The following is a 14445-nucleotide window of genomic DNA, read 5'->3' on the forward strand; positions in this document are numbered from 1 at the left end:
ATATGTGCAATCGGTTGTGTGTGCCTTCACGCGCGAAGACAATCTTGTTGACCCGTTCTGCAACGGAAAGGAAGTTTCGTGCTTCGGCGTACCCTTGCGAACGTTCTCTGCCTCACCACTCTGGCGGTGACCGTAACCGGATCGCCCGCCGCGGCGGCGGCATCCCGTCCACTGCCCACCACAATCACCCTGCCGAGCGGCTTCCAGCCGGAGGGCATCGCCATCGGCTCGAAGCCGTACGCCTACTTCGGCTCACGCGTCGACGGTGACATCTACCGCGTTGACCTGCGCACCGGCGCGGGCGCCACGTTCAGCGAGGGCCCCGGGACGGCCTCGCTAGGCCTCAAGATCGACGACGGGCGGCTCTTCGTGGCCGGTGGCGCCGGCGGCGACGCCCGGGTCATCGACCTGCGGACCGGCGCCGTGCTCAAGTCCTACCAGCTCCAGCCGACCGGCTCGAACACGTTCATCAACGACGTGATCGTCACCGGTGACGCCGCCTGGTTCACCGACTCCCGCAACCTCGTCCTGTTCAAGATCCCGTTCGGCCGGCACGGCAGGCTGCCCGAGTCCGCCGTCACGGTCCCGCTCACCGGCGACATCAAGCTGGAGACCGGCAACAACGCCAACGGCATCAGCAGTACGCCGGACGGCCGCGGGCTGATCATCGTCCAGTCGAACACCGGGTTCCTCTTCCGGGTCTCCACCTCCGGCGTCACCTCGCGCATCGACCTGGGGACCGAGACCGTCGTCAACGGCGACGGCCTGTGGCTGCGCGGCAAGGACCTCTATGTCGTGCAGAACCGCCTCAACGTGATCACCAAGGTGGCCCTGGACCGCCGCGCCACCTCCGGCACGGTGATCTCCCGTACTTCAGACGCGGCGTTCGACGTGCCGACCACGATCGCCGAGTACCGCAAGCGGTTCTACCTGCCCAACGCACGCTTCACCACGCCACCGACCCCGGAGACCACCTACAACGCGGTCTCCGTGCCCATCCCCTGAGTCAGGGGAGCCAGCCGGGGTCCGTACCCACCGTGGTCAGCCGCTGTGTCGCACGCGACAGGGCCACGTACAGGGTGCGGACACCGGCCAGGTCGGTCGCGATCTGCGCCGGCTCGACCAGCACGACGGCGTCGTACTCCATGCCCTTGGCCTCGAGTGCGGTGACCACCTGGACCCGCTCCGGCAGCCCGGCGACCCACTCGGCCATCTCGTCGCGCCGGGGCACCGGCGTGATCAGGCCGATCGTGCCGTCGACCTCACTGAGCTGCTTCTCGGTCAGCTCACGGACGGTCTCCGGCAGTCCCCGCGCGTCGGTCACGACGTCGGCCGGCTCCACGCCGGTGCTGCGCACGGCCGACGGCAGCGGAAGGTCCGGCATGATGGTCCGGATCACCTTCGCCGCGACCTCGAAGATCTCCGACGAGTTCCGGTAGTTCGTGGTCAGGGCGTAACTGTTGCGCTTGCGGCTGCCCAGCGCCCGGTCCCGCGACCGGTCCAGCTCGGCCGGGTCACCGGACCAGGCGGTCTGTGCCGGGTCACCCACGACCGTCCACGACGCGTACTGCCCGCGCCGGCCGATCATCCGCCACTGCATCGGCGACACGTCCTGCGACTCGTCGACCACCACGTGCGCGTAGTCGCGGTAGTCCTCGTCGCGCTGCACCTGCTGGGCGCGGGTCGCGGCCTGGCGGTCGGCGAAGGTGCTGACCTCCTGGATGCCGTCGCGCACGTGGAACGGGTTCTTCGACTTCTTCTGCGGCCGGCGGGGACGGCCCATCAGCTCGTCCAGCTCGTCGAGGAGCGCCACGTCGGAGATCGTCGGTCCCTCGGTGGCCAGCGCGTCGAACGAGCCCTGCAGGGTGGCGATCTCGTCCCGGGAGAGGACCCCGTTCGCGTACGCCCGGAGCCGTCCCGGATCGGCCAGCCAGCGCAGCACCCGCATCGGGGTGAACCGCGGCCACCACGCCTTCAGGAACTCCCGGAAGTCCGTGCGGTCGGCCAGCTCCGCCTCGAACTCACGCTTCTCCGGCAACCCGCTGACCTTCGCGTCCCGGGCCTGCGCCCAGAGATCGTTGAACACCCGGTCGAAACCGTGCCCGCGAACCTCGTTGCGCCGCGCCCCACGCTGCAGCGCCGCCCGCCGGATCCGATCCAGATCCTTCGCGCCCAGGCGCAGCAGTGTGCCGCGGTAGAGCAGCCGCAGCTCGGTCGGCGCACCCGGCACCGCGTCGTGCGAGGCTCGCTCCAGCACCCGCCGCATCCGCAGCGAGCCCTTGATCGCGGCCACCTCACCGGAGTCGACCCGGGTCGCGTCCCAGCCCGGCACCAGCGAGCCCAGCGAGCGCAGCGTCGCCGTCTCCTCGCCGAGCGAGGGCAGGACGGTGGCGATGTAGTCCACGAAGACGCCGGACGGGCCGACCACCAGGATGCCGCCGCCGGCGAACCGGCTGCGGTCGGAGTAGAGCAGGTACGCCGCCCGGTGCAGCGCCACCGCGGTCTTGCCGGTACCGGGTCCGCCGGTGACGATCGTCACGCCGGAGGCGGGGGAGCGGATCGCGTCGTCCTGCTCGCGCTGGATGGTGGCGACGATGTCGCGCATGCCGCGACCGGTCGCCTTCGCCAGGCTGGCCAGCAGAGCGCCGTCACCGACCACGCGCATGCCCTCGGGAGCCGCGTCCGGGTCGAGCAGGTCGTCCTCGATGCCGGTGACCTTCTCCCGGCTCGACTGGATCATCCGGCGGCGCACCACACCGAGCGGGTCGGCCGGGGTGGCCCGGTAGAACGCGGCCGCGGCCGGCGCGCGCCAGTCGACCACCAGGGGTTTCGAGCCGTCGTCGCGGATGCCCATCCGGCCCACGTAGTGCGTGGCACCGGTCAGCAGGTCGAGCCGGCCGAAGACCAGGCCCTCGTACTCGGTGTCCAGAGCGTGCCGGCGTCGTGCCGCGTGGAAGACCATCGCGTCGCGCTCCACCAGCGCGCCGAACGTGCCCACGCCGGCGAGCTGATAGCCCTCCTTCTCGGCTCGGGACGCGTCCCTGCGCAGCTCGGCGAGGCGGGCATAGACCCGATCCACGTGCTGCTGCTCGATCGCGATCTCCTGCTCAAGGACGGTGGTGTCGCTCAAGTCCGCTGCTCTCCCTCTCGTGGCGCACCACCGAACACGCGGACCTGCTCGCGCGAAGGGGGCAATCGAACTTACTCCTGCCCGTACGCCCGCGTCGAATGCCCGCCCGCCCGCGTCGCGCGGGGCCGGGAGTCACGCGGAAGCTCGAACTTCCCAGGATCGTCGCCGAACCACCGCGGAGGTGTGCATTTCCCCGGAAAACGACTACGCGGCCTTCTGGGAGCGGCGGGTGGGAGTGGCGATCTGACGACGGTTGCGCTTCGCCTGACGGGCCACCCGGCGCACGATCGTGATCAACGCGTCGGACACCTCGCGCGGGCGCTCCAGAGGCAGCATGTGCCCGGCGCCCGGCACCACCGTGAGGTCGGCCCCGGGCAGCGCGCCGGCGATCGACTCGGCGCACGCCGGCGGGGTCAGCCGATCCCGGCCGCCGACCAGCACCGCGGACGGCAGGTCGCCCAGGTCGGCCAGGGTGTCGAGCCGCGCCTGAGTACCGATCGACTCGCGGAAGCCGCCGATCGAGCGCAGCGGCGCCCGGCCCAGCCCGCGCATGGTCAGCAGCATGGCCTCCTCGGCGCACTCGTCGCCGAACAGCAGCCAGCGCAGGGCCGGGCGCAGGGCGGGCAGCACGGCCCGGTGCGGGCGCCAGGCCCCGGAGCGGGCGAGCAGGCCGGCGCCGAGGGTCTCGCCGATGCGCAGCACGTTCGCCAGTTGCGGGGGCAGGCCGTACCGGGTATGGGTATGGCCCTCGGCCGTGGTCGAGACCAGCAGCAGGCCGGAGACGCGGGAGGCGTACTCCTCGGGGTGGCGGTGGGCGTACTCCATGATGGTCATGCCGCCCATCGAGTGGCCGGCCAGCACGACCGGGCCGGACGGGGCGTACCGGCGGATCACCTCGGCCATGTCGTCGCCCAGCTGGGCCAGGGTGGCGCCGCGCAAGCGGGTGGCGCTGGAGCGGCCGTGACCACGGGTGTCGTACGCCACGACCCGCGGAGCCTTGCGTCCCATCTCGCCGAGGGCGGCGATCTGGTGCCGCCAGGTGCGCCGGTCCTGACACCAGCCGTGCGACAGCACCACGGTGATGGGCGCGTCCTCGGGGCCGGACACGGAGACGTGCAGCCGAACGCCGTCGGCGAGAGTGAGCATGGGTACCTCCGTGAGGGTCACGCCCCCCGCTGTACCCGCGGGTAATAATCATCACTCGCGATCTCCAGTATTACCAGCATGTTTCTTAAAGACTTGTGGCCCTTCCGGTCGCCCCGCCGGGGACAGTGAGTTAGCTCGCAATTACTTCTCCCCACGGCTGGGGCAGCGAAAATCCCTAACATGACGGCAACTCGTGACGCCCTGGTCAGTACACCCGCCGCCGCCATGAGCGAGCTCATCGCGGGTAACAAGCGTTTCGTCTACGGCCGGCCGCGGTACGGCCACGACGTGGCACGTGCCGCCGCCACGGCCAACGGGCAGAAGCCGCACTCGCTGGTGCTGGGCTGCATCGACTCGCGGGTGCCGCTCGAGGCGATCTTCGACCAGACCTTCGGCTCGATCTGCGTGGCCCGCTCCGGCGCGCACGTGCTGGACCGCTCGCTGATCGGCTCGATCAACTTCGCGGTCGCCGAGCTCGGCGTCTCCCTGGTGCTCGTCGTCGGTCACAAGCGCTGCGGGGCCGTGCACGCCACGGTCGAGGCGTTGCGCGCCGGCGCCGTCCCGGGCGGCGACACCAGCCCCGTCGGGTACCTGGTCGACGAGCTGGCCCCGGCCGTGCAGGAGGTCGGCCTGGAGGACGAGGACGCCTCGGAGAAGGCGGTCAGGGCGAACGTGATCCGCACGGCCGAGCGGCTGCGCGCGGTGCCAGGCCTGGCCGAGGCGATTGCCGGGGGCAGGGTGAAGGTCGCGGGCGCCGTCTACGACCTGGACAGTGGCTGGGTGGAGTTCTTGCCCTGATCCGCGGATCATGCAAAAACGGATCATGCAAAAAAGCGCCGCCCGGTCACGACCGGGCGGCGCTTTTTTCGAAGATCAGCCCTCGAAGACACCGGCGTCGACGAGACGCTTCTCGGTCTCGTTCCAGCCGTGCTCCGGGTGGGTGGTGTGCAGGTTGGTCAGCTCGGTGCGGATCTTGGCACCGTGCCCGGCCGCGGCCAGCACCCGGATCTCCTCGACGAACGCGTCGGAGTTGGTCGAGAGGTGCTGGGTCTTGCCGTTGGTCAGGTTGCGCACGTACGCGTAGCGGCCGTTGGCGAGCGGGATGAGGTACTTGTACTCACCGAGCACGCTGAGGGCGCCACCGGTGCCCTGGCCGGCGCGGACTGATGCGCGGGCGGTCTTTGAAGTGTTGCTCGCCACGGCGGTACTCCTTGAAGGAAAGCTGAGAGAGTAGAAAAAAGGCCGTGGCAACTCTACACGACGGCCCGTCAACCATACCGTCGGAGCAGGTAACAGCGTTGGGCAGGGTATGCCACTACGGCAGCTCCCATAGTCGATGTTGCGGATTCTCTGGCGCACCATCCGTACCACCCGGCATCATGGGACACGATCAACCGCGGTCGAGGTCGTAGGGGAAGACGCACCTCGGTCTCCGGGAGGTCACCGTGCCAACGTGTGGCGTCGTATACGTCCACTCGACCCCACTCGCCGTGTGCCAGCATGTCGAGTGGGCGATCGCGCGCGTCCTGACCGCGCCGGTCAACCTGCAATGGACCGTGCAACCAGTCGATCCGAGCATGCGCCGAGCCGAGTGCAGCTGGACCGGCCGGGCCGGCACTGGCGCCGAGCTGGCTGCTGCCCTGCGACAGTGGCCCATGATCCGATTCGAGGTAACCGAGGAACCCAGCCCGGGTGTCGACGGGGAACGTTTCATGCACGTTCCCGGTCGTGGGCTGTTCCACGGGGTCATGGGCGCTTCGGGCGACATCCAGATCGGCGAGGACCGGCTGCGCGCCATCATGTCCTCGGTCCGTGCGCCCGAGGCGCTGTCGCATGCGCTGGAGAAGGCGCTCGGCACCGCCTGGGACGTGGAGCTGGAGCCCTATCGCTACGCGGGCGACGGCGCGCCGGTCACGCTGCTGACCCGGGTCGGCTGACAGCGCCCCACCATGGCGGGGCAAATCGTCCTCAAGCGTGCCCAAAACGCGATGGCGGGTTGAAGTGGCGACGTTTGCCGTGAACTGGTTCGATGGCGATCGTGAGAAACCTGTCGCGCGCGCTGGCCGTACCGCTGCTTCTGGCTCTGGGGGCTTGTGGCGACGACCCGGCGCCGACGGCGACCACACCGCCGCCCGCAGCCCCGGCCTCGCCGACCGCGGCCGCGAGCGCCCCGCCCGCCGCGACCGGCGACCCGGCCGCGCGCGCCGCCGAGGTGGTGGCCCGCCTCAGCGATGAGGACCTGGCCGGACAGGTCCTGATGCCCTACGCCTACGGCGGCTCCGCCACCCAGGTCGACCAGCTCAACAAGCAGGGCAATCAGCAGCTGGCCGGAGTGGACACCCCGGCCGAGATGATCGCCAAGTACCGCCTGGGCGGCCTGATCCTGGTCGGTTTCACACCCGGCGACCCGACCGGCAAGACCAACCCCACGACGAACGTCGACAACCCGGAGCAGGTCCGTGCGCTGACCGCCGGTCTCCAGGACGCCGCCGCGAAACTACCGGCCGGCGCTCCCCTGATGATCGGCATGGACCAGGAGTACGGCATCGTGACCCGGGTCACCACCGGCGTCACCATGCTGCCGTCCGCGCTGGCCTTCGGCGCCGCCCGCCAGCCGGCCCTCACCGAGCAGGCATGGCGCGCCGCCGGCACCGAGCTCGCCGCGATGGGCGTCACCGTCGACTTCGCCCCGGTCGCCGACACCCTCAACCCGGCCGGCGGCGGCGTGATCGGCTCCCGTGCCTTCGGCAGCGACGCCAAGGCCAACTCCCAGCAGGTGGCCGCCGCCGTCCGAGGCCTGCAGTCCTCCGGCGTGGCGGCGGCCCTCAAGCACTTCCCCGGCCACGGGCACACGACCGCCGACAGCCACGACGAGCTGCCGCTCATCGCCCAGAGCCGCAAGGCGTGGGAACAGCAGGACCTGCCCCCGTTCAAGGCCGGCGTCGACGCCGGAGCCGGCCTGGTCATGTCCGGACACCTCAACCTGCAGGCGATCGACAAGGGCGTACCCGCGACCTTCTCCCGCAAGATCATGACCGACGAGCTGCGCGGCCGCCTCAAGTTCACCGGCGTGGCCGTCACGGACGCCATGAACATGGCCCCCGCCAAGAAGTGGCCCGCCGGGGAGGCCGCCGTCCGGGCCCTGAATGCCGGCAACGACATGCTGCTCATGCCCCCGGACATCGGCGCCGCCCGCGACGGCATCGTCAACGGCCTCAAGAACGGCAGCCTCAAGCGCGAACGCCTCACCGAAGCGGTCACGCGCATCCTGACCCTCAAGTTCCGGACCGCGCAGACCCCGCAGCCGGAACTCTCCGTAGTCGGCTCACCCGCCCACCAGCAGGCCGTGTCGTCACTCAACGCATCGGCGATCACCGTCCTCCGCGGGGCCTGCTCCGGCCCGCTGGCCCGAGGCCCGGTCTCCGTCTCGGCTCCCGCCAACCGCGAGGTGGCCCGGGTGAACCTGGTCAAGGCCCTGCAGGAAGCCGGAATGCAGGTCCAGGCCTCAGGCGGCACCGTGATCCGCCTCGTCGGCTACGGCGACCAGCGCGTCGACCTCGACGACTCGGCCGGGATCACCGTCATGATGGACTCGCCCGGACTGCTCGCCCAAGCCGGGACGCCCACCCTCATCGCGACCTACTCGTCCAGCAAGTTGTCCCTCGACGCATTGGCCGCCGTGATCGCGGGCAAGGCCAAGGCGCCTGGGCGGTCACCCATCGCGGTGGGCAAGCTGCCTCGGAGCGCTTGCGCGAAATAGCCCCTTCTCCGGTACGGCCGTCGCCTTCCCCAACCGCACCGGTCGGGTGGCCGGGGCCACGTAGGCGGCGCGGGCGGTCCGTCGCGGCCCCAAGGCCACTCACGGGCTGAGGGCGTGCCCTCACCGCCGACTCCCCGCGCCGCCACTCGACGGCGCCGCCACTCGACGGCGCCGCCACTCCGATCGCGCCGCCGCTTGGACGCGCGCCGCTCGATCGCGTCGCCGCTCGATCGCGTCGCCACTCGATCGCGTCGCCGCTTGATCGCGCCGCCGTTCGACCGGCGTCGCCACCTGACGGCGACGCCGGTCGACCGTGCCGCCCTCGTTGCGCGCCCACCGTTCAGATCTTGTGAGCTTTGGCCGCCCCTACCGCTCCAACTTCGCAAGATTGGCCAGGTCTGCGGAAGCGTGCATCGTGTTCGCCACGATTTGACGCCGTTCGACCGTGTCGCTCTTGTTGCGCGCCCACCGTTCAGATCTTGTGAGCTTCGGCCGCCCTTACCGCCCCAACTTCGCAAGATTGGCCAGGTCTGCGGAAGCGTGCATCGTGTTCGCCACGATTTGACGCCGTTCGACCGTGTCGCTCTTGTTGCGCGCCCACCGTTCAGATCTTGTGAGCTTTGGCCGTTCCCACCACCCCAATCTCGCAAGATTGGCGAGGTCTGCGGAAGCGTGCAGCCTGCTCGATGCGATCTTGTGAGCTTTCGCCCCGCTGGCAGCCGGAAACCCACAAGATCTGCCGCGGGCGGCTATGAGCCGAGCACGGGTGGGGGTTGAGGGCCGCCGGCCGCCGGGCAGACGGGGAGTCCGGGCTGGATTGCGTGGCTGAAGTACGGCCGGTGGTGCTGGGCGCGAGGTCGGACGGTGGGGCTGAGCGGAGCGGGCCGCTGGTGGTGCTGGGTGGGAGGTCGGACGGCTGGGTGGGGCGGGCTGCTGGTGGTGCTGGGTGGGAGGTCGGACGGCTGGGTGGGGCGGGCCGCTGGTGGTGCTGGGTGGGAGGTCGGACGGCTGGGTGGGGCGGGCCGCTGGTGGTGCTGGGTAGGAGGCCGGAGGGTGGGGCTGGGCGGAGCGGGCCTGGGGTTGGCGGTGAGTGTCGCTTCAGCCCGTGAGCCGCGCTGTTGGGCGGGAGTGGTCGCCGCCTCGCGTGGCGTGGCCCCGGTTCGCGGTGGTGCGGTTGTGGGTGCACTGGCCGTACCGGATGAAGGGGTTGAGGCCCTTGACGAGGCCGACCGGGAGAGAGCGGCCGGGCCGGGGATGCAGAGACGCCGAGACATCGTCCGACGCGAAAGTGGCGCTCCTCGGGGTCGTGGTCCGGCCGGAGGCAGGAACGACGCCCGAGGAGCAGGCCGGGTCAGGCGCGGGTGAAGACCAGGGCTACGTTGTGGCCGCCGAAGCCGAACGAGTTGTTCATCGCCGCCTGGATGTCGGCGGTCCGCGCCTTGTGGGCCGCCACCTCCAGGTCGAGGCGCTCGTCGGGGTCGTCGAGGTTGATGGTCGGAGGGATGATGCCGTCCCGGAGAGCCAGGATCGCGGCGATCGACTCGAGTGCGCCGGCCGCGCCCAGCAGGTGGCCGGTCATCGACTTGGTCGACGTCAGGATCGGGTGACTTCCGATGGCGGCGCGGATGCCCTTGATCTCGCCCATGTCGCCGACCGGGGTCGAGGTCGCGTGGGCGTTCACGTGGTGGATGTCGGCGCCGGTCAGGCCCGCGTCCTCGATCGCCATCCGCATGGCACGGATGCCGCCGCGGCACTCGGGGTCGGGCTGGACGATGTCGTATCCGTCCGAGGTGATGCCGGCGCCGGCGAGACGCGCGTAGATCCGGGCGCCGCGGGCGGCCGCGTGGTCGGCCCGCTCCAGGATCAGGGCGCCGGCGCCCTCACCGAGGACGAAACCGTCGCGGTTCTTGTCCCACGGGCGGGAGGCGCGTTCCGGCTCGTCGTTGCGGGTCGACATGGCCCGCATCGAGGCGAAACCGGCCACCGGCAGGGGGTGGATGACGGCCTCGGTGCTGCCGGCCACCACCACGTCGGCGCGGCCGAGCCGGATCAGGTCGAGACCCAGCGCCACCGCCTCGGCGCCGGTGGCGCACGCGCTGGCCATCGCCCGGACGCCGGCCTTCGCGCCGAGGTCCAGCCCGATGTGCGCGGCGGGGCCGTTCGGCATCAGCATCGGCACGGTGTGCGGGCTGACCCGCCGCGGACCGTGCTGTTCGAGGATGTCGTCCTGGTCGAGAAGGGTGATCGCGCCACCTATGCCGCTGCCGAAGCTGACCGCGAGCCGTTCCTGGTCCAGTCCGGCGTCGGCGAGCCCGGAGTCCGCCCAGGCCTCCTTCGCCGCGATCACGGCCATCGCCTCGGAACGGTCCATCCGGCGCAGCCGGACCCGTTCGAGCACCTCGGAGGGGTCGACGGCCAGCTGGGCGGCGATCCGGACCGGGAGGGAACCGGCCCACTCCTGGGTGAGGTGACCCACCCCGGAGCGGCCGGCGAGCAAGGCGTCCCAGGTGGACGCGACGTCCCCGCCCAGCGGGGTCGTCGCGCCGAGCCCGGTGACGACGACGTCTACGTTGCTCATGTCAGTGGTTCGCCTCGATGTAGGTGACGGCGTCACCGACGGTCTTCAGGTTCTGCACCTCGTTGTCCGGGATCTTGACGCCGAACTTCTCCTCGGCGGCCACCACGACCTCGACCATGGACAGCGAGTCGACGTCCAGGTCGTCGGTGAAGGACTTCTCCTCGGCGACGTCGTCCGGGTTCACCCCGGCGACCTCCTCGAGGATCTCGGCGAGGCCGGAGGTGATCTCTGTGCGAGTTGCCATTGTGGGAATCTTTCCTCTCGATGGTGCGGGTTTGGCGACGGTCAGGCGTCCTGGCCCTTAAGGGCAGCGGACTACCTGGCCGGCGTAGGTGAGGCCGCCGCCGAAGCCGAACAGCAGCACGGGCGCCCCGGAGGGCAGCTCCCCGCGCTCGATCAGCTTGGACAGGGCCAGGGGGACGCTCGCGGCAGATGTGTTGCCCGACTCGACGAGGTCCTTGGCGACGATCGCGTCGGGGCTCAGGCCGAGCCGCTTCACGATGCCGTCGATGATGCGCGTGTTGGCCTGGTGCGGGACGAAGGCGGCCAGCTCGGACGGGGCGATCCCGGCCTTGTCGCACACCTCTTTCGCGAACGGGGCGAGAACGGTGGTGGCCCAGCGGAAGACCGCCTGGCCCTCCTGCTTGATGTAGGGCTGCCAGCCGGCGATCTTCAGGGCGTCGCCCTTCTCCGGCGTGGAGCCCCAGACGACCGGGCCGATCCCGGCCTCCTCACCGTCCGGCACCGCGGAGAGGACCGCGGCTCCGGCGCCGTCACCGAAGAGCACGGCGGTCGTACGGTCGGTCCAGTCGGTGATGTCGGACAGCTTCTCGGCGCCGATCACCAGGGCGTTGCGGGAGGCTCCGGCGCGGATCGCGTGGTCACCGGTGGCGAGGGCGTAGGAGAAACCGGAGCAGGCGGTGTTGACGTCGAACGCGCCGGGCGCGTTGATGCCGAGCCGCTCCGCGACGCGGGTCGCCACGTTGGGGCAGCGGTCGATCGCCGAGCAGGTGGCGACGATGACGAGGTCGATGTCGGACGCGGTGAGACCGGACGCGGCGAGCGCCTTCTCAGCGGCGAAGGTGGCCATGTCGGCGACCGACTCGCCGTCGGCGACCCGCCGTTCGGCGATGCCGACCCGGTCCCGGATCCAGGCGTCGTTGGTGTCGAGTGTGCTGGCCAGGTCGTCGTTGGTGATCACACGCGACGGCTGGTAGTGGCCCATCGCCAGGATGCGGGAACCCGCGGTCATCGTGGTTCTCCTTCGGTACGGGAGATCAGGTCGAGGGCGGCCGGCAGGTCGTCCGGGGTGTTGAGCGTGACGATCTCCGGGGCACCGTCGCCCTTGAGTTCGCGTTTGACCAGGCCCGCGAGGGTGCCGGCGGGCGGCAGCTCGATGACGCCGGTGACGCCGAGGTCCTTCAGTGCCCGCATGCACAGGTCCCAGCGGACCGGCGCGGTGACCTGGCGGACCAGCCGTCGCAGCATCTCGGCGCCGTCGCCGACCGCGGTGCCGTCCAGGTTCGACAGCAGGGTCCGGGCCGGGGCGCCGGTGGTGACGCCGCCCGCGACGGCGGCCAGCGCGGTCTCGGCGGGCGCCATGAACGGTGTGTGGAAGGCACCGGCCACCTGCAGCGCGATCACCCGGGCCCGGGCCGGGGGCGCGGCCGCGAACTCGGCGAGCGCGGGCAGCGCGCCGGCGGCGACTATCTGGCCGGCGCCGTTGCGGTTGGCCGGGAACAGCCCGTGCTTCTCGATGGTGGCGACCACCTCGTCCGGGTCGCCGCCGAGGACGGCGCTCATGCCGGTCGGCTCGAGGGCGCAGGCGGCGGCCATCTCGCGGCCGCGGACACCGGCCAGGGTGATGGCGTCGGCGGGGGTCAGCACACCGGCGAGGGCGGTGGCGCCGAGCTCGCCCACGCTGTGTCCGGCGATTACGCCGACCCGTTCCAGTGGCAGGTGCTCGCCGGCCAGCAGCGCGGCGGCGACCAGCAGCGGCTGGGTACGGGCGGTGTCCTTGATCTCCTCGGCGTCGGCGCGGGTGCCGAGGTGCAGCAGGTCGACGCCGGCGAGGGCGGACCACTCGGTCAGACGGGCCTCGGCGCCGGGGAGATCGAGCCAGGGGGTGAGGAAGCCGGGCTTCTGGGAACCCTGGCCGGGCGAGAGTACGGCGAGCACGTCCTCGACTCTTCCGGATCGGACGCCTTTGCGCGGTAGCCGGGCGCAACCAAACCCTACGACTCCCGTTGTAGGTTTCCTACAAAACAGGGGTATTCTTGGGTAACTTCATCCCCATTTATACCTCCCCTTAACGTCGCGGATGGTGAGAGATCCGGGTCACGTCTCGCGGCTGTCCGTACTGGTGACGGGAGATCCGGGTCACGTTGCGGGGTCCAGACGGCCGATGGTGAGCGCCATCCGCAGGGCGAAGGCGTCCCTGCCGTCGAGCGGGGACAGTGCCGTGACCTCGGCGACCCGGCGCAACCGGTAACGCACCGTGTTCGGATGGACATAGAGTTCGCGGGCCGCGCTCTCCAGCACGCCCCCGGAGGCGAAGAAGGCATCCAGCGTCTCGAGCAGCCCGCTGCCGGCCCGGGCCAGCGCGCCGAAGACGTCGTGCCGGAGCTTGCGGCGGGCGTCCATGTCCCCGGAGAGCACCCGCTCGGGCAGCAGATCGTCGGCCGCCACCGGGGACGGCGCCCCGGGCCAGGCCGAGGCGGCCCGGAAGCCGGCCAGCGCGGCCCGCGCCGACGCGGTGGCCTGGTCCAGCGACGGCACCGCCGGGCCCACCACGACCGGCCCCTCGCCGAAGGCTCCGCCCAGTGCCGACGCCGCGGCCACCGGGTCGGTCGCGCCGCCGACCACGACCACGAGCCGGTCGCCGTGCACCCCGGCGATCACCTCGAGCCGGGCGCGCCGGGCGGCCCGGTAGACGGCGTGCAGCACCGCGGTGATGTCGCCGCCGGGGGAGCGGCCCACCGCCACGGCGACCGGCGGGGCGTCCGCCCAGCCCAGAGCCGCCGCGCGGCTGGCCAGCACGTCGGAGGAGTCACCGCGCAGCAGGGCGTCGACGAGCAGTGCCTGTAGCCGGGCGTCCCAGGCGCCGCGGGATTCGGCGGCCCGCGCGTAGACGCGTGCGGCCGAAAAGGCGATCTCCCGGGAGAACCGCAGGATGGCCTGGATCAGTGCCTCCTGCTCGCCGGACTCGGCATAGCCGGGAACCTCGGCCTCGGCGACGTCGACGGTCACCTTGATCAGCTGCACGGTGTGGGTCAGCGTTATCACCCGGGCCAGCGCGCGGGGCGCGGCCGCGAATACCTCGTCGGAGATCTCGGTGCTGGCGGCCACCGTCCCGCCGGAACGCAACCACTCCACCAATGACCGAACGCCCGCTTGTGCGACGAGCATCACCCAGGAACGCTGATCGGCCGGGAGCGCGCGGAACCAGGGCAGCGTCTCATCCATGCGGGCGACGGCCGCGCTGGCGAGTGCGCCGGCCTGCCGTTCGATGCGGCGCAGAGTGCCCGGGGCCAGGGGTTTCGCCGGGGTCTCCGGCCTTCCCCCGGCCGCTGAGCCGGTGTCGGTGTCTGCCACCGGCCCAGCGTGTCACGCCGGGGCCCGAGACCGGAATCCGCATGACATGTGCCGGAAACGAGTTTTATGCACTGTTTAGGGGTTTTTATGACATTTGACCGGTGTAGCGGTGCGCCTCTCCCGTGATTTCGGTCGGTGACCTGGCAAGGTGTCGGACGGCGGTCCGTCGGGAGTTAACACCGGGCGTTGCGGTGCCGATGAAAAGTCGGCGCCGACGGAGACTTGCGCCGAGGCCAC

At 71.0% G+C, this 14445-nt stretch carries 12 protein-coding genes; 4 read left to right on the forward strand and 8 right to left on the reverse strand.

All coding sequences use genetic code 11. The annotated features are described in order from the left end of the window. The first annotated feature begins 78 nt into the window (after nt 1-78). Nucleotides 79-1005 (forward strand): SMP-30/gluconolactonase/LRE family protein, encoded by a 927-nt coding sequence (locus CLV67_RS08470; RefSeq protein ID WP_106316627.1) that lies wholly within the window; start codon nt 79-81, stop codon nt 1003-1005. A 1-nt stretch (nt 1006) separates the two neighbouring features. Here CLV67_RS08470 and CLV67_RS08475 read toward each other — a convergent pair whose 3' ends face one another. Both CLV67_RS08475 and CLV67_RS08480 read right to left on the reverse strand, forming a co-directional pair. Continuing rightward, nucleotides 1007-3130 (reverse strand): HelD family protein, encoded by a 2124-nt coding sequence (locus tag CLV67_RS08475; protein WP_106316628.1) that lies wholly within the window; start codon nt 3128-3130, stop codon nt 1007-1009. A 204-nt stretch (nt 3131-3334) separates the two neighbouring features. After that, nucleotides 3335-4276, reverse strand: a complete 942-nt coding sequence (locus CLV67_RS08480) for an alpha/beta fold hydrolase (protein ID WP_106317096.1) — start codon at nt 4274-4276, stop codon at nt 3335-3337. A gap of 180 nt (nt 4277-4456) precedes the next feature. Between CLV67_RS08480 and CLV67_RS08485 the strand changes: the two genes are divergently transcribed. Beyond that, nucleotides 4457-5074 (forward strand): carbonic anhydrase, encoded by a 618-nt coding sequence (locus CLV67_RS08485; RefSeq protein WP_203737041.1) that lies wholly within the window; start codon nt 4457-4459, stop codon nt 5072-5074. Nucleotides 5075-5149: 75 nt separating this feature from the next. Here CLV67_RS08485 and CLV67_RS08490 read toward each other — a convergent pair whose 3' ends face one another. Beyond that, nucleotides 5150-5476, reverse strand: coding sequence for a hypothetical protein (locus CLV67_RS08490; protein WP_106316629.1), 327 nt, complete (start codon nt 5474-5476; stop codon nt 5150-5152). A gap of 245 nt (nt 5477-5721) precedes the next feature. On the opposite strand from CLV67_RS08490, the gene CLV67_RS08495 reads away from it, so the two are divergent. Together CLV67_RS08495 and CLV67_RS08500 are read left to right on the forward strand one after the other, a co-directional pair. Beyond that, nucleotides 5722-6213 carry a DUF3145 domain-containing protein gene (locus CLV67_RS08495; protein ID WP_093611019.1) on the forward strand — a complete coding sequence of 164 codons (492 nt, stop codon included), beginning with the start codon at nt 5722-5724 and terminating at the stop codon, nt 6211-6213. 92 nt (nt 6214-6305) lie between these two features. Then, nucleotides 6306-8036: a glycoside hydrolase family 3 protein gene (locus tag CLV67_RS08500; RefSeq protein WP_106316630.1), complete on the forward strand. Its 1731-nt coding sequence runs from the start codon at nt 6306-6308 to the stop codon at nt 8034-8036. A gap of 1351 nt (nt 8037-9387) precedes the next feature. Here the strand turns inward: CLV67_RS08500 and fabF are convergent. The 5 genes from fabF to CLV67_RS08525 all read right to left on the reverse strand — a co-directional run bounded on the left by fabF (nt 9388) and on the right by CLV67_RS08525 (nt 14148). Continuing rightward, complete coding sequence (gene fabF, locus CLV67_RS08505) at nt 9388-10614, reverse strand: beta-ketoacyl-ACP synthase II (RefSeq protein ID WP_106316631.1); 1227 nt, start codon at nt 10612-10614, stop codon at nt 9388-9390. 1 nt (nt 10615) lies between these two features. Beyond that, entirely contained in the window at nt 10616-10858 is a 243-nt protein-coding gene (locus tag CLV67_RS08510) for an acyl carrier protein (RefSeq protein WP_106316632.1), read from the reverse strand. Between the two features lie 57 nt (nt 10859-10915). Beyond that, the gene (locus CLV67_RS08515; protein ID WP_106316633.1) at nt 10916-11866 is read right to left on the reverse strand and encodes a beta-ketoacyl-ACP synthase III; all 951 of its coding nucleotides are present in this window, start codon (nt 11864-11866) and stop codon (nt 10916-10918) included. Continuing rightward, nucleotides 11863-12792, reverse strand: coding sequence for an ACP S-malonyltransferase (locus CLV67_RS08520; RefSeq protein ID WP_106316634.1), 930 nt, complete (start codon nt 12790-12792; stop codon nt 11863-11865). The genes CLV67_RS08515 and CLV67_RS08520 overlap by 4 nt, the downstream gene beginning before the upstream one ends. A gap of 201 nt (nt 12793-12993) precedes the next feature. Beyond that, nucleotides 12994-14148 (reverse strand): PucR family transcriptional regulator, encoded by a 1155-nt coding sequence (locus CLV67_RS08525; protein WP_239166260.1) that lies wholly within the window; start codon nt 14146-14148, stop codon nt 12994-12996. Nucleotides 14149-14445 lie beyond the last annotated feature (297 nt).

The organism is Actinoplanes italicus (assembly GCF_003001815.1).
GTDB lineage: Bacteria > Actinomycetota > Actinomycetes > Mycobacteriales > Micromonosporaceae > Actinoplanes > Actinoplanes italicus.